This window comes from Pseudomonas abietaniphila (genome assembly GCF_039697315.1).
In the GTDB taxonomy this organism is placed as follows: Bacteria; Pseudomonadota; Gammaproteobacteria; order Pseudomonadales; family Pseudomonadaceae; genus Aquipseudomonas; species Aquipseudomonas abietaniphila_B.
Genome location: NZ_CP155619.1, coordinates 4,619,872 through 4,642,659, shown reverse-complemented (window position 1 = coordinate 4,642,659; position 22,788 = coordinate 4,619,872). Strand labels below are relative to the sequence as shown.

The window sequence follows — 22,788 nt, the reverse complement described above, 5'->3', positions numbered from 1 at the left end:
GGGCTTAATAAACGTCCCGCACATAGCGCTTCTCGCCGGCCATCACTCGCAGATGCTCGGCGGCACGCTCTGTGCTCATCCCGCCATGGGCAACGATGACCTCGCGCAATGCCTGATCAACGTCACTGGCCATGTGCGTCGCATCCCCGCACACGTAGATGCGCGCGCCGTCCTGCAACCACCGCCACAGTTCCGCGCCCTGTTCGCGGATGCGATGCTGGACGTAGATCTTCTCGGCCTGATCACGGGAAAACGCCAGGCTCAGGTGCGTGAGCAAACCGTCTTTTTGCATGCCTTCGAGCTCGTCGCGGTAGTAGAAATCCGTGGCCGCATGCTGCTCACCGAAGAACAGCCAGTTGCGTCCGCGATCGGCACGCATGCGCCGCTCCTGCAGAAACGCCCTGAACGGTGCCACGCCAGTGCCGGGCCCGATCATGATCATCGGCACGTCACCCTCGACCGGTACGCGAAAGTGCTGGGTCGGTTGCAGGAAAATCGGCACCTCGCCGTCACCGGCACGGTCGGCGAGAAAGGTTGAGGACACGCCCTTGCGCTTGCCGTATCGCACGGCAGAAACCGTCAGATGAACCTCATCGGGATGTGCCTTTGCGCTGGATGCGATGGAGTACAACCGGGGCTGAAGCGGCTTGAGGTGGTCCAGCAACTCCTGCGCTGAACAGCTCAGCGGAAACTCCCGAATCACGTCCGCCAGTTGCCTTCCCCATAGCCAGTCCTTCAACTCGCTGTTGAACGGCTCGGTCAGCAAGGTTTTAAGCTCGCTACTGCCGCTGCGCTCGGCAATGAAACCCAGCGCTTCTGCCGTGGGTCTTGCGATTTCGAATTGCGAAGTCAGTGCCTGTGACAACGGCATTTCCCCCACCTTGCCGACACTCACGGGCTGGTCGCCCCGCAGGCCCGTCAACGCGAGCACTTCATCGATCAATGCCGGACAATTGCGTGGCCACACGCCCAGCGCATCGCCTGCCTCGTAAGCCAGACCCGAGTCGCCCAGCGTCAGCGCAAACTGCCGTGTGTCCTTGCTCGCGCCCTCGCCGTTCAAGCGTCGGTTGATCGACAGCCTGGCGTTATGAGGGTGCGCACGCGACGGTTGGCTGCTCGACGTTTGCGGGGTCATGTCGATGGGAGGAAGATCCAGCGCCTGTTGCAGCGCCATGAACCATCCATCGGCATGGTCCTGAAAATCGCCGTCACAATCGACACGAGGCATCAACGGCGAAGCCCCTAATGTCAGCAGTCGCTGATCGAGATTTTTGCCGTGCTGGCAGAAGCGGTCGTAGCTCGGATCCCCCAGCGCGAGCACGGCGTAACGCAGCGACTCCAGCCGCTCCTGGCGTTCGCTCAGCGACTGCCAGAACCGCTGACCGTTGTCGGGCGAGTCGCCGTCGCCAAAGGTGCTGCTGATCAACGCGAGATGGCTGACATCGCTCAGGCGTGCCACCGGAAATTGGTCCATCGCAGCGACCTGCACTGGGATGCCTGATGAGCGCAGGTGCGTGCCGAAGCGTTTGGCGAGTGCCTCTGCGTTGCCGGTTTGCGAGGCCCAGAGCAAAGTGAGCAGCGGCTCCCCTTCGGACTCTTCCAGCGTCTGCGCATCGGGCTGTGGCACATCAAGAAAACGATGGCCGATCAGCTCAACCTTGCGCAGCGCGACTGCGCAGAACTTGAATTCGGGCTGCTTCGAAACCGGATCGACGGCGTCACTGGTGACAGCGTTGATCGCCAGGTGCTCACCGTAGACATCGTTCCAGTGAAACGGCGCAAAGCAATTACCCGGTCTCACCCGGTCGGTCACCACGGCTGGCAGAACCGCCTGACCGCGCACCGACCGGATTTCCACGGCGTCCTTGTCGCGGATGCCCAACGCCGCTGCGTCGACCGGATGGATCTCGACGAAAGGACCGGGATTGAGCTTGTTGAGGGTCGGGACTTTTCCGGTCTTGGTCAGCGTGTGCCACTGGTGTTGCAGGCGACCGGTATTCAGCACCATCGGAAACGCATCGTTTGGCATCTCGGCCGGCGGCAGGTGTGGACGCGGCAGAAAAACCGCCTTGCCGTGGTCCGTCGCGAAAACGAGCCTCGGGCGCTCTGACGGTTCGCCACTTTTATCGAGATAGCGAATCGGGTGACGCGTGCCGGTGTCGTCAGGGCCGCAAGGCCATTGCAGCGACTGATCGCGAAGACGCCCATAGCTGGCACCACGAATGTCGTAACCGGTTTTCGGGTTCCAGGCCTGTTTGATTTCTTCGAACACGTCCTCGGCCGAGGCGTAGCTGAAGCTTTCGGCAAACCCCATTTCGCAGGCGACCCGGGCGATGATCTGCCAATCAGGCAACGCCTCACCCGGCGCATCGACCGCCTTTTGAGTCAGGGTCAGATTGCGCTCCGAGTTGATCATCACCCCTTCCGCTTCCGCCCACAGCGCACCGGGCAGGAGAATGTCCGCGTAGCGATTGGTTTCGGTGTCGAGAAACGCGTCCTGAGTGATCACCAATTCAGCCTTTTGCAGTGCCTGGATCACTGTCGAGCGATTGGCGACGCTTGCCACGGGGTTGGTGCAGATGATCCAGCAGGCCTTGATGTGCCCGTCACGCATCTGTTCGAACAGGTCGATGGTGCCACCCCCGAGTGTCTGATCCAGACTGCCGCGCGGAATCGACCACAGGTCTTCGATAAAACAGCGATCCGCCTCAACCAGTACCGACCGCTGACCCGGAAGGCCGGGGCCCATATAACCCATTTCCCGGCCGCCCATGGCATTCGGTTGACCGGTGAGCGAAAACGGGCCGCTACCAGGGCGACAAATCGCGCCGGTGGCCAGATGCAGGTTGCACAACGCGTTGGTGTTCCAGGTGCCGTGGGTGCTCTGGTTCAGCCCCATGGTCCAGCAACTCATCCACTCCGGCGCCAGACCGATCATCCGGGCAGCCTGACGAACGTCTGCCTCGGGTAGCCCGGTGATCTGCGCGACGTGAGCGGGCGTGTAATTGGCCAGGAACTCGGGCATCACGTCCCAGCCTTGGGTGAAGGCGTCGATGAAGTCGGTGTCGACATCGCCGTTTTCCAGCAACAGATAGAGCAGGCCGTTGAGCAACGCCAGATCGGTGCCGGGTTTGATGGGCAGGAAAAGGCTGGCCTTGTCCGCCGTGGCGCTGCGCCGAGGGTCCACGACGATCAGCTTTGCGCCCGCCTTGACCCGATCCATCATGCGCAGGAACAGGATCGGGTGACAGTCGGCCATATTGGCGCCGATGACAAAGAACAGGTCGGCCTTGTCGAAGTCGTCATAGGAACCCGGCGGACCGTCCGAACCCAGCGACAATTTATAACCGCTGCCAGCGCTCGCCATGCACAGCCGGGAGTTGGATTCGATGTTGTTCGTGCGCACGAAACCTTTGGCAAGCTTGTTGGCCAGGTACTGCGCTTCCAAGGACATCTGGCCCGAGACATAGAACGCGAGCGCATCGGGTCCGTCACGATCAAGAATGCCCCGCAGGCGGCTGGCCGTTTCCGTGATCGCGGCGTCGATATCACTGCGCACCGGGTCCTGACTACGCTGATGCCGCAGGTAGGCGGACGTCATCCGACCGGATTCGGCAATCGCCTGACCACAGGTAGTGCCCTTGGTGCACAGACGCCCGGAATTGGTCGGATGCGCCTTGTCTCCGCTGACCTTGATCACGCGGTTATTCTCGACCTGCATGACGATGCCGCAGCCGACACCGCAATAAGGACACACGCTTCGTACGCTGTTGCTCGCCATAACCCGTTTCCCGAACCCAAAAAAAGACGCCCTGTTCTCCTCCGTTGAAAAACGGGGAGCACACGGCGCCTTTGTCGTGAAGAGGGCAATCGGCGTTGACTGCCTATATAAAGGATGACTGCAAAGGACAGGCCAGCCTGATGGGAGGCCTTGAAGCGAGTGCGAGTGGCTGGCGGTGGCGTGTACAAAGGCGCTCTGGCTGGAAAGCAAGGCAGCGACCGACACTTGCATTTCGGCCTCGCAATGGGGCGAACCTCACGAAATCGCACCGTTTGCGTGCCATACGCTATCCCTTGTAGGAGCGTGGCCTGTCTCTGGGCCGCATCCGGACGATCTGCCGCGAAGTCAATCTGATTAACAGGGTGTATTGGGCTGACTGCGTCCACAGGCTTCACGACGGGTTCCCCGCCGATCGCGGGACAAGCCACGCTCCTACACTGATCGCACTGCGTCCACAACTGGCACACCCATTGCTTCATCCCTTTCAAGCCCAACCCGAATGCGCGGTGGGCAGCCCTGGTCGGTCAACGATGATCGTCCGCGCCACACGGCGATGGGCTCTACAGGTTGTGCCGACACTGTGGTCGAGTGACAACCCATAAAAGAACAGGCAAAGGCGCCTGGAACCGAACGGTTCCGGGCGCCTTTTTTTTGCTTTCAAAAAACCTGATTGGCCTTGGCCGGGACTCGATATGAACACCACAGCCCCACTTCACGATGTGCAAACACTGATCGTCGTTGGCAACGGGATGGTCGGTCACCACTGCGTCGAACAACTGATCGCCGCCGGTGCCCTCGAGCGCTATCGCATCCATGTGTTCGGCGAAGAAGGCCAGCGCGCCTATGACCGCGTCCACCTGTCCGAGTACTTCGGCGGGCGCGATGCCGAGTCACTGGCCCTCAGCGCTGCTTCTTTATATGAACACCCCGGCCTGACGCTGCACCTGGGCGTACCGGTGCTGGAGATCGACCGCGGCCGCCGCGAAGTCATCACCTCCAAAGGCTGCTTTGCCTACGACAAACTGGTGCTCGCGACCGGCTCTTATCCGTTCGTGCCGCCCATCGAAGGCGCCGAAGGCCATTCGCGTCTTGTGTACCGCACGCTGGACGATCTGGACACCATTCGCGCCGCTGCCACCCATGCCAAACGCGGTGTCGTGGTCGGCGGCGGTCTGCTCGGACTTGAAGCGGCCAATGCGTTGAAATCCCTGGGCCTCGAAGCCCATGTGGTGGAGTTCGCCCCGCGTCTGATGCCCGTGCAGCTGGACGACTTTGGCGGCGCAGCCCTCAAGGCCCGCATCGAAGCGCTGGGCGTCGGCGTGCATCTCTCTCGCGCCACTCAATCAATCAGCGCAGGCGAGGAATACCGCTACCGCATGAACTTCGCGGGCGAGGAGTTCCTTGAAACCGACCTGATCGTGTTCTCGGCCGGGATTCGGCCACAAGACGCCCTCGCCCGCCAGTGCGAGCTGGCGCTTGGTCCGCGCGGTGGAATCGCCATTGACGAACACTGCCGCACCAGCGACGCCGATATCTTTGCCATCGGCGAATGCGCAGCGTGGAACGGCAGCGTGTTCGGTCTGGTCGCTCCGGGGTATCAGATGGCGCGTAACGTCGCGGCACAGCTATGCGATCAGGACGCCGAGCCGTTCTTCGGCGCTGACATGTCAACCAAACTCAAGCTGCTCGGCGTCGATGTCGGGTCTATCGGCGATGCCCATGGCGCCCTGACCGGCGCGCGCAGCTATCGCTTTATCGACGAGGCCACAGCCACTTATCGACGTCTGGTGGTGTCTGCCGACGGCAAGCAGGTGCTGGGCGCGGTGCTGGTCGGAGACAACAGCTTTTACGACACGCTGCTGCAATACGCGCAGAACGGCATCAAGCTCCCGGCCGATCCGTCGAGCCTGATCCTGCCCCACAGCGAAGGCGCGCCAACCCTGGGCGCCGACGCGTTGCCCGCCACCGCGACCATCTGCTCCTGCCACAACGTCAGCAAAGGCGCGATCTGCTCGGCCATCGACAGCGGTTGTACCGACCTTGCCGGAATCAAGGCCTGCACCAAGGCGGCAACCGGTTGCGGCGGCTGCTCGGCCTTGCTCAAAAGCGTGTTCGAACACGAGCTGACCGCACGCGGGGTCGCTGTCGACAAGAGCCTGTGCGAGCACTTCGCCTTTACGCGTCAGGAGCTGTACGCCTTTGCTCGCGTCGAAAATATCGAGAGTTTCGAGGAGATGCTCGTCCGCCACGGCAAGGGGCACGTCGGTTGCGACATCTGCAAACCGGTTGTCGGCTCCATCCTTGCATCGTGCTGGAACAAGCCGATCATGGACCCTTCGCTGGTCCCCTTGCAGGACACCAACGACACTTTCATGGCGAATATGCAAAAGAACGGTACGTATTCGGTGGTGCCACGGATTCCGGCCGGTGAAATCACGCCGGATGGCCTGATCGCCATCGGCGCGGTGGCGAAGAAATACGACCTGTACACCAAAATCACGGGCGGTCAGCGCATCGACCTGTTTGGTGCGCAATTGCATGAGTTGCCGGACATCTGGGCCGAGTTGATCGCGGCCGGTTTCGAGACCGGGCATGCCTACGGCAAGTCGACGCGAACGGTGAAATCCTGCGTCGGCAGCACCTGGTGCCGGTATGGCGTGCAGGACAGCGTGCAAATGGCGCTGACCATCGAGGACCGTTACAAGGGCCTTCGCTCGCCGCACAAGCTGAAATTCGCAGTGTCCGGTTGCACCCGCGAATGCGCCGAAGCGCAGAGCAAGGACATCGGCGTCATCGCCACGGAGAACGGCTGGAACCTGTACGTCTGCGGCAACGGCGGCATGCGTCCACGCCATGCCGAGCTGTTCGCCACCGACCTGGACGACGAGACGCTGATTCGCTACATCGACCGTGTGCTGATGTTCTACATCCGCACCGCCGACAAGCTGCAGCGTACCTCTGTCTGGCGCGAATCGCTGGAAGGGGGCCTGGATTACCTGAAAGCCGTGGTCATCGACGACAGCCTTGGGCTGGCCGCCGAGCTGGAGGAGCAAATGCAACTGGTCGTGGACCGTTATGAATGCGAATGGGCCAACGCACTGAAGAGCCCCGAGAAACTGAAACGCTTCCGCACCTTCGTCAACGACAAGAGCGCCGACCCGGACATTCATTTCGTCAAGGAACGCAGCCAGCGCCGCCCGGCGCGGGCCAATGAACTCAACCTTATTCCTGTTGCGGAGATCGCACGATGAGCCAGGCCAATGCGCTGATGATGGACATGCCTCAAACCCACGCCTGGCGCGCCGTGTGCGCCCGTCAGGACCTGGTCCTCAATTCCGGCGTCGTGGCGCTGGTGGGCAATACCCAGGTGGCACTGTTCTACGTCGCCTCGATCAGCGGCACACCACAACTGTTCGCCGTGGAAAACCGTGATCCGGTGTCGGGAGTGAACGTGATCGGTCGTGGTTTGGTCGGCAGCCTGGCGGGCGATCTGGTGATCGCGTCGCCGCTGTATAAGCAGCATTATCGATTGGAAGACGGAACCTGCCTTGAGGATCCTGCCTTGAAGCTGCGCACATGGCCCGCGCGATTAGCGGGGGACGTGGTGGAGATTGATGTGGGTTGAAGCGCGGAGAGTTTTTCGGGCAGAACCGGGATCGGAAGCACATGCATTCACTGAGTCGCCCCCCCGGATCTGTAGGTGCCGTATGACGCAACATCTGCGCACGGCACGACGGAGAACGGTAGGAGCGTGGCTTGTCCCGCGATCTGGCGCGAAGCGGCAGCAGGACGGTTGAATGCGGTGTGTCAGGTGAAAAACAGGCCGTCAGATTTCACGGCTGCTGAGCAACCGATCGCAGGACAAGCCACGCTCCTACGGCCTATGGCCAGAATCAACAGCAGATTGCGTCGCCCATGCATCAAATCGCGGGCACAAAAAAAGCGACCCTAAGGTCGCTCTTTCTGTCGTTACGAGGAGTTCAAGGGCCTCGTAACTCAATATGGCGCAGCGGACGGGACTCGAACCCGCGACCCCCGGCGTGACAGGCCGGTATTCTAACCGACTGAACTACCGCTGCGCGTAACACTTGAAACGAATGGTGGGTGATGACGGGATCGAACCGCCGACATTCTGCTTGTAAGGCAGACGCTCTCCCAGCTGAGCTAATCACCCTTCGCTTCGGTGTGGCGCGCATTCTACGGAGCGATCCCACCTCTGGCAAGCACTTTTTTAAATAATTTTTATATTCCCGCCAAAGGCTTACGTCAGGGTTGGCCGCAGGGTCGCGGCAGCGAATAATGCCCCCCTTTGTATAAAGGAGAGACGTACCCCATGTGGTTCAAAAACCTGCTTGTCTATCGCCTGACCCAGGACCTGCCATTTGATGCCGAGGCGCTGGAAACCGCATTGGCGACCAAGCCTGCACGCGCTTGTGCCAGCCAGGAGTTGACCACTTACGGTTTCATCGCCCCGTTCGGCAAAGGTGAAGACGCACCGCTGGTGCATGTCAGTGGCGACTTCATGCTGGTGTCGGCGCGCAAGGAAGAACGCATCCTGCCGGGCAGCGTGGTCAACGACGCATTGAAAGAGAAAGTCGAAGAGATCGAGACCGAGCAGATGCGCAAGGTCTATAAGAAGGAACGCGACCAGCTCAAGGATGAAATCATTCAGGCCTTCCTGCCGCGCGCCTTTATCCGCCGCTCCATGACGTTTGCGGCCATCGCCCCGAAGCAAGGCGTCATTCTGGTCAACGCGTCCAGCCCGAAACGCGCTGAAGACCTGCTGTCGACTCTGCGTGAAGTGGTCGGCTCGCTGCCGGTCCGTCCCGTGACCGTAAAAACCGCACCGACCGCCGTGATGACCGAATGGGTCAAGACAGGGCAGACCGCCGAGAGCTTCTTCGTCCTCGACGAATGCGAACTGCGCGACACCCACGAGGACGGCGGCATCGTGAAGTGCAAGCGTCAGGACCTGACCAGCGACGAAATCCAGCTGCACCTGAGTACCGGTAAAGTCGTGACTCAGCTGTCACTGGCCTGGCAGGACAAATTGTCCTTCGTGCTCGACGACAAACTGGGCGTCAAACGCCTGAAGTTCGAAGACCTGCTGCAGGATCAGGCGGAGCAGGACGGCGGCGACGACGCACTGGGCCAGCAGGACGCCAGCTTCACCCTGATGATGCTGACCTTCGGCGAGTTCCTGCCGCAGTTGTTCGACGCACTGGGCGGTGAAGAGATTCCGCAGGGGATCTGACCCCATCTCGAAACTGTGGGAGCCGGCGTGCTGGCGAATACGATCTGTCATTCAACATTGAGTTGTCTGAACTAACGCTTTCGCCAGCAAGCCGGCTCCCACAATTTTGTTCCTTGTTCCAACTCATAAAAAGGAGCAAGCCATGCGTGCACTGGCTGCTTTGAGTCGTTTTGTCGGCAATACCTTCGCGTACTGGGTGCTGCTGTTCGCCGTGCTGGCGTTCCTGTTCCCCACTTGGTTCATCGGCCTGAAGACATTGATCGTGCCGCTCTTGGGGCTGGTCATGTTCGGCATGGGCCTGACCCTCAAGCTTGAGGATTTTTCCGAGGTCGTGCGCCATCCCTGGCGCGTGGCCCTGGGTGTGGTCGCACATTTCGTGATCATGCCGGGCGTGGCCTGGTTGCTGTGCCAGGCGTTTCACCTGCCGCCGGAAATCGCCGTCGGCGTGATTCTGGTCGGCTGCTGCCCGAGCGGCACATCGTCCAACGTCATGACCTGGCTGGCGAAAGGCGATCTGGCGCTGTCGGTCGCCATCGCAGCCGTCACCACCCTCCTCGCCCCGCTGCTGACCCCGGCCCTGATCTGGCTGCTGGCGTCGGCATGGCTGCCGGTGTCCTTCATGGAGATGTTCTGGTCGATCCTGCAACTGGTGATGCTGCCGATCGTGCTGGGCGTCATCGCCCAACGCCTGCTCGGCGCTCGCGTGCAGTTCGCGGTCGACGTGCTGCCGCTGATTTCGGTGGTGAGCATCGTGATGATCGTCTGCGCCGTCGTGGCCGCCAGTCAGGCAAAAATCGCCGAGTCAGGCCTGCTGATCATGGCCGTGGTCATGCTGCACAACAGCTTTGGATTTCTGCTGGGCTACTTCACGGGGAAGGTGTTCAAACTGCCATTGGCCCAGCGCAAGTCGCTGTCGCTGGAAGTCGGCATGCAGAACTCCGGCCTCGGCGCCGCCCTGGCCAGCGCCCACTTCTCGCCACTGGCGGCGGTGCCCAGCGCGCTGTTCAGCGTGTGGCACAATATCTCGGGGGCGTTGCTGTCGACGTACTTCAGGAAGATGGCGCCGGATGAAGGGGTGACGGAAGACAGGCCGGTGGTGGGCTGACGGGTTGCTGGCAATGGGTCAGAACAACCGCTTTATGTGAAACGCCACAGCACTGTGGGAGCGAATTCATTCGCGATGCGGTGGGCCCTCCGACGAAGATGCGTCGGATGTACCTACGTCTCGCGAATGAATTCGCTCCCACAGGACATTGCATGTCATGCCTGCACCGAGGGGCCTCGGTTAACGCACCGCCCCTCTCAACTCCGCCACCCGCTCACGCACCAAGGCGGGTTCGGACTGTTCACTGGCCAACGCCGGCCCTGCCACCAACGTCACCCGCGACCACAATCTGCGGAACACACCCTTCTCGGGATCGCGGCTGAAGAAACTGCCCCACAAGCCCTGCAACGCCAGCGGAATCACCGGCACGTCGGTCTCTTGCAGCACGCGGGTCATGCCGCCTTTGAACTCGTCGATCTCACCGGTGGTGGTCAGTTTGCCTTCGGGGAAAATGCACACCAGCTCACCGTCTTTCAGGTAGTCGGCGATCCGCTTGAACGCCTGGTCATAGATCAACAGGTCCTCACTGCGTCCGGCGATGGGAATCGCGCCTGCGGTGCGGAAGATGAAGTTGAGCACTGGCAGGTTGAAGATCTTGTAGTACATGACGAAGCGGATCGGCCTGCGCACGGAGCCGGCGATCAACAAGGCATCCACGAATGACACATGGTTGCAGACCAGCAACGCAGCGCCTTCTTCAGGAATCTGTTCCAGGTCACGATGCTCGACGCGGTACATGGAGTGGCTGAGCAGCCAGATCATGAAACGCATGGTGAATTCCGGGACGATCTTGAAGATGTAGGTATTCACCGCGATGTTCATCAGCGAGACCACAAGGAACAGCTGTGGAATCGAGAGTTTCACCACGCTCAGAAAGATGATCGACACAATCGCCGACACCACCATGAACAGTGCGTTGAGGATGTTGTTCGAGGCGATGACCCGCGAGCGCTCCTTCTCGGACGTGCGCGACTGGATCAGCGCGTACAGCGGCACGATGTAAAACCCACCGAAGACGCCAATGCCGAGGATGTCGAACAGCACCCACCACGCCTGCCCGTAACCCAGCACCGCCAGCCAGTTATTGGCTTGAACGTTTTGCGGAAACTCGCCCGAATGCCACCACAACAACAGGCCGAATACCGTCAGGCCCATCGACCCGAACGGAACGAGCCCGATCTCCACTTTGCGCCCCGACAGTCGCTCGCACAGCATGGAGCCGGCCGCGATACCGATGGAAAATACCGTGAGGATCAGGGTGACGACGGTTTCATCGCCGTACAGGAATTCTTTCGCGTAGGCCGGGATCTGCGTCAGGTAAATCGCGCCGACGAACCAGAACCAGGAGTTGCCCACGATCGAGCGCGAGACCGCTTTGGTCTGGCCCAGGCCCAGTTTCAGCGTTGCCCAGGACTCGCTGAAGATGTTCCAGTTCAGGCGCATGTCCGGGCTCGCGGCAGCGGCGGGCGGGATGCCACGGCTGGCGAGATAACCCAGACAGGCGACCAGCACCATCGCAGTCGAAACAATCGGTGCGTAATGAGTGGCCGACATCATGATCCCCGCGCCGATGGTCCCGGCAAGGATCGCCAGAAAGGTGCCCATCTCCACCAGACCATTGCCGCCCACCAGTTCGTTTTCATGCAGGTGCTGCGGCAGGATCGAATACTTCACCGGCCCGAACAGCGCGGAGTGCGTGCCCATGGCGAAGAGCGCGGCGAGCATCAAGGACAGGTGATCGAAGAGAAACCCGATGGCGCCGACGACCATGATGCCGATCTCCAGCACTTTGATCATGCGGATCAGCTTGTCCTTGGGGTACTTCTCGCCGAACTGCCCGGCCAGCGCCGAGAACAGGAAGAACGGGAGAATGAACAGCAGCGCGCACAGGTTGACGTAGATCGAGCGGTCACCGTCGATGGTCAGCTTGTAGAGGATGGCGAGGATCAGCGATTGCTTGAAGATGTTGTCGTTGAACGCCCCGAGGGACTGCGTCACGAAAAACGGCAGGAACCGCCGTTTGCCCAACAGATTGAATTGCGACTGACTCATCAAACTTCATCCTGAATGACGCCGGGGTCGGCTTTTGGATTGGAAGACGGGATTCCAGTCCGAGCCACATTGAAGACGTAACCGGCATTTCTGTCGATAGGCGCACACCCTGTGGGAGCGAATTCATTCGCGAAGGGCAGGTACGTCAATACATCTCCATCCTCCGGAACATTTTTCGCGAATGAATTCGCTCCCACCGTTTCATATCGCGTGAGTAGGAAAACCGTTCACTTCTTAAACCCGGCAATACACGGCGAAACGAAGAGCTCTCCTTTATAGGCGCCCACCAGAGTGCGGCGCATGATCACCAGCCATAGCATCGCCAGGCTTGCCACCAGCAGGCTTCCCAGCACCGAAAAGAACCCCAGCTGCAAGACAGCCCCCAGCTTCAGCGTGGTCAAGGCAAACACCCCCAGTGGAAACGTGAACCCCCACCAGCCGAGGTTGAACGGGATGCCGGTGCGCAAATAGCGAACCGTGATCAGCACGGCCATCAGCAGCCACCACACACCGACACCCCACAGGATTATCCCGGCGATCAGGCCCAGCCCCGACGCAATCTCACCTACGCCCCCTAAACCATGGGCGGCAAAGATCGCAGGCGAATCAGCCCCCAGCACCATCAATCCAAAAGCCCCGGTGCTGATCGGCCCCAGCGCCAGCCAGCTTGAGGCGGCCATGTTTTCGTGCGGCAGTTTGTGCAGCGCCATGCGCAATAACAGGATGGTGAGAATGCTGAATGCGACCGGCACCGACATCGCCCACAGCACGTAGCTGGTGATCAGCACGCTGAACTGGCTGTGGCTGTCCGCCAGATGCGGGGCCAGCAGGCCTCCACTGGCCGCCGCCACTTCCGCCGCGACCACCGGCAGCAGCCAGACCGCCGTCATCTGATCGATGCGGTGTTCTTGACGGGTAAACATCATGAACGGGATCACCACGCCACACGCCAGCGACATCGCCACGTCCAGCCACCACAGCGCTTCGGCCGGCGGCAACACGCCCTGCCCCCATCGCGGCACACCGAACGTGAGCAACCCGTTGATGATCGTCGCCATGCCCATCGGGATGGTGCCGAAGAACATCGAAACCGTTGAATGCCCGAAAATCCGCCGCGCTTCATCAAAGAACATCACCCAGCGCGCGGCGTAAAGAACGCTGAAGCTGAGGAACATGACGATGTTCAGCATCCACAACGCTTCTGCGAGCTGAAGCATGCCCGGAATGTGAACGGGCAGCTGCGTGAGCACGGCGGATAGAATGCCGGTGCCCATGGTTGCCGCGAACCAGTTGGGGGTGAATTGACGAATGACTTCCCGCGGATGGCTCAGTTGGCTGAAGGGTCTGCGCGGGATTAGAAGGGTGTGATTCATGGGTCGCTCCTGTCCTCATGTGAGGTGGTATTCATATTACGGCGCGACCCGATATCGATTAAGCGGGTAATTTCTCTATCCCTCATAGATTTAACCGATATAAACGAATTATTGTAGGAGCGTGGCTTGTCCCGCGATCTGCCGCGAAGCGGCAGTGAACCCTGCATCCGCACTGCATCTGACACAGCGCGTTTGCAGATTTAACGGCGACTACGTCGCCGATCTTCCGGATGCGGCCCAGGCACAAGCCACGCTCCTACACCCCACCGCGCACCTGCGACACCGCGCCGCTCAGACCTTGGTCGAGACAGACGAACGTGATGCGGCGTGCGAGACTGTCTGACCGGCGAAGGATCGCCGTCGAATCGTGACCTGTTTGAATCTGGAGTTCCCATGTCGCTGTCCAGCGGACTGATCGCTGCCGTCGCCCTGGCCTATATGGCCATCATGTTCGCCATCGCCTTTTACGGCGACCGTCGCAGCGGCGCCCTGCCGCCTCGATTGCGCGCGTGGGTGTACAGCCTGTCACTGGCGGTCTACTGCACCAGTTGGACGTTCTTCGGTGCGGTCGGTCAGGCGGCCGAGCAGTTGTGGTCGTTCCTGCCGATCTACCTCGGGCCCATCGTGATGATGGTGCTGGCGCCCTGGGTGCTGCAGAAAATGGTGCTCATCAGCAAACAGGAAAACATCACCTCCATCGCCGACTTCATCGCCGCGCGCTACGGCAAATCCCAGTCGCTGGCGGTCGTCGTCGCGCTGATCTGCCTGATAGGCGTCCTGCCCTACATCGCCTTGCAGCTCAAAGGCATCGTGCTCGGCGTGAACATTCTCATCGGTGCCGGCGCCGACGCCGCAGGTACGCGCGCGCAGGACACCGCACTGATCGTTTCGCTGGTGCTGGCGCTTTTCACCATCGTCTTCGGCACACGCAACCTCGACGCCACCGAACACCACCGCGGCATGGTCCTGGCCATCGCGTTCGAGGCGCTGGTCAAGCTGTTCGCCTTTATGGCGGTCGGCGTCTTCGTGACCTTCGGCCTGTATGACGGGGTCGACGATCTGTTCAATCAGGCCATGCTCGCGCCGCGCCTCGAGGAATACTGGAAAGAGACGATCAACTGGCCCTCGATGGTTGTGCAGACCGGCGTCGCGATGATGGCCATCGTGTGCCTGCCCCGCCAGTTTCACGTGACGGTGGTGGAGAACATCGAACCTCAGGACTTACGCCTGGCCAAGTGGGTGTTTCCGGCCTACCTGTTGCTCGCCGCGCTGTTCGTGGTGCCTATCGCGCTGGCCGGGCAAATGCTGCTGCCGAGCTCGGTGCTCCCGGACTCCTTCGTGATCAGCGTGCCCCTGGCCCACGCGCACCCAGCCTTGGCGATGCTGGCGTTCATCGGCGGTGCATCGGCCGCGACCGGCATGGTGATCGTGGCCAGCGTGGCCCTGTCGACCATGGTCTCCAACGACATGTTGCTGCCGTGGCTACTGCGCCGTAAAACCGCCGAGCGTCCGTTTGAGGTGTTCCGTTACTGGATGCTCTCGGTGCGCCGGGTCAGCATCGTGGCGATTCTGCTGCTGGCGTACGTGAGCTACCGATTGCTGGGCTCGACGGCCAGCCTGGCGACCATCGGCCAGATCGCGTTCGCCGCAATCACTCAACTGACGCCCGCGATGATCGGCGCGCTTTACTGGAAACCGGCCAACCGCCGTGGCGTGTTCGCGGGCCTGGCGGCCGGTGTCTTCATCTGGTTCTACACCCTCGTGCTGCCCTTGACCGCGCACAGCATGGGCTGGTCACTGAGCAGTTTCCCGTTGCTGGCCTGGCTTCACAGCAATCCGCTTAATTTGCCGATCAGCCCACTGACCCAAGGCGTGGTGCTGTCGATGGCGGGCAATTTCATCCTGTTCGCCTGGGTTTCGCTGCTGTCGCGCACGCGCGTGTCGGAACACTGGCAGGCAGGCCGATTCATCGGTCAGGAGTTGCAGGCACGGCCCAACAATCGTTCGCTGCTGGCGGTACAGATCGAGGACTTGCTTGAGCTCTCCGCACGTTTCGTCGGCGAAGAGCGCGCCCAGCAAAGCTTCATCCGCTTCGCCTATCGCCAAGGCAAAGGCTTTAACCCGAACCAGAACGCCAACGGTGAATGGATTGCCCACACTGAGCGGCTGCTGGCCGGTGTCCTCGGCACCTCGTCCACCCGTGCGGTGGTGAAGGCCGCCATCGAAGGCCGGGACATGCAGCTTGAAGACGTGGTGCGCATCGCCGACGAAGCCTCCGAGGTCCTGCAGTTCAACCGGGCCTTGTTGCAAGGCGCCATCGAGAACATCACGCAGGGCATCAGCGTGGTGGACCAGTCGCTTAAGCTGGTGGCCTGGAACGACCGCTATCTGGAGCTGTTCAACTACCCGGACGGGCTGATCAGCGTCGGCAGGCCCATCGCGGACATCATTCGCTACAACGCCGAACGCGGCTTGCTCGGACCCGGCGAAGCCGAGGTGCATGTCGCGCGACGCCTGCACTGGATGCGCCAGGGTCGCGCGCATACTTCCGAGCGGCTGTTTCCCAACGGCCGAGTGATCGAGCTGATCGGCAACCCGATGCCCGGCGGCGGTTTCGTCATGAGTTTCACCGACATCACCGCCTTCCGCGAAGCCGAGCACGCGCTTAAAGGCGTCAACGAAAGCCTGGAACAGCGGGTGGCCGAACGCACCCGGGAACTGTCGCAACTGAACCTGGCGCTCACTGAGGCCAAGGCCCACGCCGAAGCCGCCAACCAGTCAAAAACGCGTTTTCTGGCAGCGGTCAGTCATGACCTGATGCAGCCCATGAACGCCGCGCGACTGTTCTCCGCCGCCTTGTTGCACACCGACGACAACGTGCCCGATGAAGCCAGGAAGCTGATCCATCATCTGGACAGTTCCCTGCGTTCGGCCGAGGACCTGATCAGCGACCTGCTGGACATTTCCCGCCTGGAAAACGGCAAGTTCACTCCGACCGTCGCGCCGTTCCCGCTCAATAATCTGTTCGACACGTTGGGCGCGGAGTTCAAGGCGCTGGCGCAGGAGCAAGGTCTGAGCTTCCGCGTGCGCGGCCGTCAGCTTCGGATTGCCAGCGACGTGAAGCTGTTGCGCCGGGTACTGCAGAACTTCCTGACCAATGCCTTCCGTTACGCCAAGGGACCGATCCTGCTGGGCGTGCGACGCAAAGGCGACCATCTGAGCCTGGAGGTCTGGGACCGTGGACCGGGGATCCCCGAAGACAAACGTCAGGTGATCTTCGAGGAATTCAAACGCCTGGACAGCCATCAAACCCGCGCCGAAAAAGGGCTTGGCCTGGGGCTGGCGATCGCTGACGGCCTGTGTCGTGTGCTGGGCCATACGCTGGAGGTGCGCTCATGGCCGGGCAAAGGCAGCGTCTTCAGCGTGACGGTGCCTCTGGCGCGTTCGCAATCGTTGCCGCCAGCCACGACCGCCGAGCCTAAAAAAACCGCACTCAACGGCACGCAGGTGCTGTGCATCGATAACGAAGACAGCATCCTGATCGGCATGAACAGCTTGTTGAGTCGCTGGGGCTGTCAGGTGTGGACCGCGCGCAACCGTGAGGAGTGTCAGGCCCTGCTCGACGACGGCATCCGTCCGCATCTGGCACTGGTCGACTACCACCTGGACCACGGCGAAACCGGCACCGAACTGATGGCATGGCTGCGCACACAATTGGGCGAGCCGGTGCCGGGCGTGCTGATCAGTGCCGATGGCCGGCCCGAGCTGGTGGCACAGGTGCATGCGGCAGGGCTGGAGTACCTTGCCAAACCGGTCAAACCTGCTGCGTTGCGGGCGTTGTTGAGTCGGCATGTGAGCCTGACGTGAAGTCAAGATCGCGCTGATTGATTGCCGACCCCGTGTAGGAGCGCGCTTGCCCGCGAACAGTTCTTCAGCTCACCCTCGCGGTGTCTGGAAGCACGGGTTCGCGGGCAAGCGCGCTCCTACAGAGGTGGGGTCGGCTTCCTGCGATACGGAAACACATCAATCACCGTCCCCGCCCGAATCGCTGCCTGCACGCCCTTCCAGTAATCGGCGTCGTACAGCTCGCCATGCAGGCTGTTGAACAGTCGGCGCTGGCCCGGATCGGCAAACAGAAATGGCGGAAACTCTTCGGGAAACACGTCCAGCGGACCAATCGAGTACCAGGGTTCGGACGCCATCTCGTCCTCCGGTGTGCGCGGTTCAGGGATCCGCCGGAAGTTGGCCTCCGTCAGATAACAGATCTCGTCATAGTCGTAGAACACCACCCGCCCATGCCGTGTGACGCCGAAGTTTTTCAGCAGCATGTCGCCGGGAAAGATATTGGCCGCCGCCAGCTGTTTGATCGCCAACCCGTAATCATCCAGCGCTTGGAGCACCTGCGCCTCGCTGGCGTTTTCCAGATAGAGATTGAGAGGCGTCATACGGCGCTCGGTCCAGCAGTGACGAATCAGGACCATGTCGCCTTCCAGCACGACCGTCGACGGAGCGACATCCAACAATTCCGCCAGGCACTCCGGATCGAACCGGGCGACCGGAAAGCGGAAGTCTGCGAATTCCTGGGTGTCGGCCATGCGCCCGACCCGGTCCACGCTTTTCACCAGCCGGTATTTCTCGATCACCGTGGCGCGGTCGACGTTCTTGGACGGCGAAAAACGGTCCTTGATGACTTTGAATACGGTGTTGAAGCCCGGCAGTGTGAACACGCTCATGACCATGCCCCGCACGCCCGGCGCCATGATGAAACGGTCATCGGTGTCGGCCAGGTGCTTGATCAGCGCGCGATAAAACTCGGATTTGCCGTGCTTGTAGAAACCGATCGAGGTGTACAGTTCGGCAATGTGCTTGCCCGGCAGAATGCCTTTCAGAAAACCGACGAACTCGGCAGGCACCGGTACATCGACCATGAAATACGAACGGGTGAAGGAGAAGATGATCGACACCTCGGCCTCGTCGGTGATCAACGTATCGATCTGCACGCCCTGCCCTTCACGGTGCAACAGCGCGATCACCAGTGGCCATTGTTCGTCGAGGGTGTAAATACGGCCGACCAGGTAGGCGCCTTTGTTGCGATACAGGACAGAGGAAAACAGCTCCAGCGTCAGGGCCGGATCCTTGCAGACCCAGTCGGGAAGCGTTTCACGCAGCAGGGTTTCCAGGCGTTGCAGATCCCCAGCCAGGTCGGCGTAGGCGACGGTGAAGCGGTAGTCGCTGAACACCTCAGCCAGCATGGCTGACAGATCGCCGTTTGGCAGGTACGTGCGTGTTTGCAGCGCGTGTTCATGATGGCGTGACGCAGGCCGGGTGGTGTGGATGAACATGCAGTCGTCGCTGATCAGGTCATGACTGAAGAGGCTGCAGAAGATCGAGTTGTACCAGGTCTCCGCGAGCTCATCGTCCAGGCGCGGCTCGATGCGCTCCATGTACGCGCGCTTGACCTGTGGCCAGCGCGCAGCGTCCAGCAAAAGGTCGCGGGCGAACACCTCGGTCAACCGAGCGGTGACCTCCCCGACCTTCTCCTCATACAGGCTGATTCGTGCCGCCGACGCGGCCTGAGCTTCCTGCCACAGCGCTTGCTCAAAGCGGCTTTGAGCGCCATCGGCGATGCGGCGGAAGTGATCGCGGTAATCGTCAAAACCTTCAAGGATCAGGCGGGCGATGTCGCCGGCAGGCCAGGGCGAGGACATTGAAATATCTCGTGATCGTTCCAGCGCCGAGCTTAGCAGTGGATTGGCTCTGCCACCGAAGCACTTTCATTGGCAACCGTCAGACCGTTTCAAGTCCCCTCCTACTGGGGATCGCGTCGGGCTATTTCACCTGCCTGAACACAAACACCAACCCCACCACAATCAGCACCATTCCCAGCATGCTCAGCCCTGCCAGGCGATTGCCGAAAATCAGGTAGTCCATGATCGCGGTCACCGCGGGCACCAGGTAGAACAGGCTGGTCACGTTCACCAGATTGCCCTGGGCGATCAGCCGATACAGCAGGAAGGTCGCCAGCACCGACACCACCAGCCCCATGTACAACACCGGCACGTAGAAGCCGATGCTGTGCTCGAAATGGAACGGCTGAAACGGCACGAACACCGCGCACACGATGGCACCGGCAAAGTACTGAACCGGCAGCGTGCCCAGCGGGTTGTCGGTAATGCGTTTCTGCATGATCGAGCCACCGGTCATGCTCAGCATGCCCAACACCCCGAACGCCATGCCGGCGAGCGACCCACCGTCGCCAATGCCCTGATAGACCACCAGCACCAGGCCCGCCAGCCCCAGGCAAAGACCAAACATCCTCGAGCCAGAGCGGCTACGTTCGACGAGTACGGCGGTGAGGATCGGTTGAACCCCCATGATCGTTGCCATGACGCCTGGCGCGACTTTCATGTCCAGCGCCAGCAGGTAGCAGATCTGGTAGGCGCCCAATAACACGGCACCCGTTGCTATCGCGTAGAGCATCGACTGAGGCGTGCCGGGGAGCTTGTAGCCCAGGGTCGGGATCAGGATCGCCAAGGCAATCAGCGCCAGCACGAAACGGAAGAACAGAAACGCAAAGGGTGATGCGTGCGCCAGACCCCACTTGGAAACGATTGCCCCGCTACTCCAGAGCAGGACAAACAGTGTGGTCGTGGCCATTGAGGCCAGGGCTTTATTCGCAAACATGGTGTCACCTGTGATTCAGACAAAATCGGACCCGGCGCAAAACCGGATTCACGGATGTTTTGTTGGCGTTTGCAGGCGTGGATCGACAGCCGTAGAGGGGTCGATCAGCCGAGCACAACGACGCCTGGTGGTGCGACGACGCACACGACCGGGCTGCTCACAGGAGAAGGTGGGGGGTAACGCGTGATGAAGGCGATCTGCATGCACCCGCACGGATCAACAGCAGACGAGGCTGCGATGTCGAACACGAACTGAAGGTGGGAAGCAGGCATGGCGCTGATCTTCTTCGGAATAGGGTTGAGTGCTTCGAGAGGTTTCAAAACACCGGCGCCGAATATAACCAGCGCGCGGTGCAGGATGCAACGTTTAGTTATCAGCCAAACAACCAGTAACCCAGCAGGGTCAGCACGATCACCGCCAGCACAGGACGCAGGATGCGGTAGGCCTTGGGATTGGCGCGCTTGAACTGTTTCACCTTGCCGCTGAACGCATTGCTGAAGCGCTTGCTGAAGGCATAGGCCTGGTTGATCCCGCCGACGCGCTCGTCATCGGTATTCTGCGGCGCCGTGGCCCGACCGAGAAACGCACTGACGCTGCGGTTGATCGAGGTCATGAAGCGGTTGCTCAGCGGACGTTCGATGTCGCAGAACAGAATCACCCGGGTGACGTCGGTTTCGTTCTTGACCCAGTGGACGTAGGTCTCGTCGAACATCACATCCTCGCCATCGCGCCAGGCGTAGACCTTGCCATCGACGAAGATACGGCAATCGTCAGAGTTCGGCGTCGAGAGCCCAAGGTGATAACGCAGGGAACCGGCGAACGGGTCACGGTGCGGGTTCAGATGACTGCCGCCCGGCAACAACGCGAACATCGCGCCTTTGACGTTGGGAATGCGGCTGACCAGCTCTACCGTTTTCGGGCACAGAGCCTCGGCGGACGGCAGGGGTTTGTCGTACCACTTCAGGTAAAAGCGCTTCCAGCCTTTCTTGAAGAAGGAGCCAAAACCGGCGTCGTTGTCCTTGGCGGCGGCACGAATATAACCCTCGTCAAACAGGTGCATCGCTTCGTCGCGGATGGTTTCCCAGTTGTCGCGCAGCACGTCGAGCTCGGGAAACTTGCTGCGGTCCAGGTAAGGTTTGGACGGCACGCTGGAGAACATATACATCAAGGCGTTGTACGGCGCGAACAGCGCGGAGTGGTTCACGAACTGCCGCAGCACAGGCAAACGCGCCTTGCCGCGCAAGTGCACGTACAGCGTGCTGCCGAGAAACAGCAGCAGAATCGCCGCTTTGGCAGCAAAAGAAAGGGTCATGAAACTCTCCTTGGAGCAGGCAAATCGCCAAGTGTTGATACGGTGCTGTCGCCGACCTTATAAGTCTGAATCACTGCAGCGTACCGCCGGATGATCTGTGACAAGCTTCCGGCGGGTCTGGATGGCGGCCATCATAAGCCTTAGTCGGCCCGGTAAAAAGCCGAAGCGGCCCGCGATGCGACTATTGGGTCAGCTCCTGTTCAGTGAACAGGTCACTGAAGAGCATGCTGGACAAGTAACGCTCACCCGAATCCGGCAGCACCACAACGATCGTCTTGCCCTGCATTTCCGGCTTCTCGGCCAGGCGAACGGCGGCGTGCATCGCCGCGCCGCAGGAGATACCGCAGAGAATGCCCTCCTCCTGCATCAACCGCAGCGCCATGGCCTTGGCTTCTTCGTCGCTGACCAGCTCCACTCGGTCGACGATGGACAGGTCGAGGTTCTTCGGAATGAAACCCGCACCGATGCCCTGAATCTTGTGCGGGCTGGGGGTGATTTCCTGACCGGCCATGGCTTGCGTGATGATCGGTGAAATCATCGGCTCAACCGCCACCGAAATGATCGGTTTGCCCTTGGTGTGCTTGATGTAACGCGAAACGCCGGTGATGGTGCCGCCTGTGCCGACGCCTGCAACCAGCACGTCGATGGCGCCATCGGTGTCGTTCCAGATTTCAGGGCCGGTGGTCTTTTCATGGATCGCCGGGTTGGCGGGGTTCTCGAACTGCGCGGGCATGAAGTATTGGCCTGGATCGCTCGCCACCAGTTCTTCAGCCTTGGCGATGGCGCCTTTCATGCCTTTGGCGGGTTCGGTCAGCACCAGTTCGGCACCCAGCGCCTTGAGCACCTTGCGCCGCTCGATGCTCATGGACGCCGGCATGGTCAGCATCAGCTTGTAGCCGCGCGCGGCCGCAACAAACGCCAGGCCGATACCGGTGTTGCCGGACGTTGGCTCGACGATGGTCATGCCCGGCTTGAGCTTGCCGCGGCTTTCCGCGTCCCAGATCATGTTCGCGCCGATACGGCACTTGACCGAATACCCCGGATTACGCCCTTCGATCTTGGCCAGAATGGTGACCCCGCGCGGCGCAATGCGGTTGATCTGCACCAGGGGCGTATTGCCGATGGAGTGGGCGTTGTCTGCGTAAATACGGCTCATGACCGGGTCCTTGTGCAGGTTGGGAAAAGCCCAAAGCCTATGCCCTGGGCACATATGGCGTCCAGTCGTAG

The 22,788-nt window shown here is 60.9% G+C and carries 12 protein-coding genes and 2 tRNA genes; 5 read left to right on the top strand and 9 right to left on the bottom strand.

Annotated features, from left to right (window positions below; translation table 11 throughout):
• Positions 1 to 4: 4 nt before the first annotated feature.
• A complete protein-coding gene (locus tag ABDX87_RS20610; RefSeq protein WP_346829534.1) occupies positions 5 to 3,781 on the bottom strand; it encodes a bifunctional nitrate reductase/sulfite reductase flavoprotein subunit alpha in 3,777 nt (1,258 codons plus the stop codon).
• Positions 3,782 to 4,473: 692 nt separating this feature from the next.
• Between ABDX87_RS20610 and nirB the strand changes: the two genes are divergently transcribed.
• Entirely contained in the window at positions 4,474 to 7,032 is a 2,559-nt protein-coding gene (gene nirB / locus ABDX87_RS20605; RefSeq protein WP_346829533.1) for a nitrite reductase large subunit NirB, read from the top strand.
• Positions 7,029 to 7,406 carry a nitrite reductase small subunit NirD gene (nirD, locus tag ABDX87_RS20600; protein WP_346829532.1) on the top strand — a complete coding sequence of 126 codons (378 nt, stop codon included), beginning with the start codon at positions 7,029 to 7,031 and terminating at the stop codon, positions 7,404 to 7,406. Before nirB ends, nirD begins: the two co-directional genes overlap by 4 nt.
• Positions 7,407 to 7,783: 377 nt before the next feature.
• On the opposite strand, the gene ABDX87_RS20595 is transcribed toward nirD, so the two are convergent.
• Positions 7,784 to 7,860, bottom strand: a tRNA-Asp gene (locus ABDX87_RS20595).
• Between the two features lie 19 nt (positions 7,861 to 7,879).
• Positions 7,880 to 7,955: transfer RNA gene (locus tag ABDX87_RS20590), tRNA-Val, on the bottom strand.
• A gap of 159 nt (positions 7,956 to 8,114) precedes the next feature.
• Here ABDX87_RS20590 and rdgC point away from each other — a divergent pair.
• Together rdgC and ABDX87_RS20580 are read left to right on the top strand one after the other, a co-directional pair.
• A complete protein-coding gene (gene rdgC, locus ABDX87_RS20585; RefSeq protein WP_074752608.1) occupies positions 8,115 to 9,035 on the top strand; it encodes a recombination-associated protein RdgC in 921 nt (306 codons plus the stop codon).
• 142 nt (positions 9,036 to 9,177) lie between these two features.
• Positions 9,178 to 10,140 carry a bile acid:sodium symporter family protein gene (locus tag ABDX87_RS20580; protein WP_346829531.1) on the top strand — a complete coding sequence of 321 codons (963 nt, stop codon included), beginning with the start codon at positions 9,178 to 9,180 and terminating at the stop codon, positions 10,138 to 10,140.
• Between the two features lie 180 nt (positions 10,141 to 10,320).
• Here ABDX87_RS20580 and ABDX87_RS20575 read toward each other — a convergent pair whose 3' ends face one another.
• Positions 10,321 to 12,195, bottom strand: coding sequence for an MFS transporter (locus ABDX87_RS20575; RefSeq protein ID WP_346829530.1), 1,875 nt, complete (start codon positions 12,193 to 12,195; stop codon positions 10,321 to 10,323).
• Between the two features lie 224 nt (positions 12,196 to 12,419).
• A complete protein-coding gene (locus ABDX87_RS20570; protein WP_346829529.1) occupies positions 12,420 to 13,565 on the bottom strand; it encodes a TDT family transporter in 1,146 nt (381 codons plus the stop codon).
• Positions 13,566 to 13,958: 393 nt separating this feature from the next.
• Here ABDX87_RS20570 and ABDX87_RS20565 point away from each other — a divergent pair, with 393 nt between their 5' ends.
• Positions 13,959 to 17,432: a hybrid sensor histidine kinase/response regulator gene (locus ABDX87_RS20565; protein ID WP_346829528.1), complete on the top strand. Its 3,474-nt coding sequence runs from the start codon at positions 13,959 to 13,961 to the stop codon at positions 17,430 to 17,432.
• Positions 17,433 to 17,548: 116 nt separating this feature from the next.
• Here the strand turns inward: ABDX87_RS20565 and aceK are convergent, their stop codons facing one another.
• The 4 genes from aceK to cysK form a co-directional block, all read right to left on the bottom strand.
• Positions 17,549 to 19,273, bottom strand: coding sequence for a bifunctional isocitrate dehydrogenase kinase/phosphatase (gene aceK / locus ABDX87_RS20560; protein WP_346829527.1), 1,725 nt, complete (start codon positions 19,271 to 19,273; stop codon positions 17,549 to 17,551).
• Positions 19,274 to 19,394: 121 nt separating this feature from the next.
• Positions 19,395 to 20,249, bottom strand: a complete 855-nt coding sequence (locus tag ABDX87_RS20555) for a DMT family transporter (protein ID WP_346829526.1) — start codon at positions 20,247 to 20,249, stop codon at positions 19,395 to 19,397.
• A gap of 373 nt (positions 20,250 to 20,622) precedes the next feature.
• The gene (locus ABDX87_RS20550) at positions 20,623 to 21,561 is read right to left on the bottom strand and encodes an aspartyl/asparaginyl beta-hydroxylase domain-containing protein (protein ID WP_346829525.1); all 939 of its coding nucleotides are present in this window, start codon (positions 21,559 to 21,561) and stop codon (positions 20,623 to 20,625) included.
• A 181-nt stretch (positions 21,562 to 21,742) separates the two neighbouring features.
• Complete coding sequence (gene cysK, locus ABDX87_RS20545) at positions 21,743 to 22,717, bottom strand: cysteine synthase A (RefSeq protein ID WP_346829524.1); 975 nt, start codon at positions 22,715 to 22,717, stop codon at positions 21,743 to 21,745.
• Positions 22,718 to 22,788 lie beyond the last annotated feature (71 nt).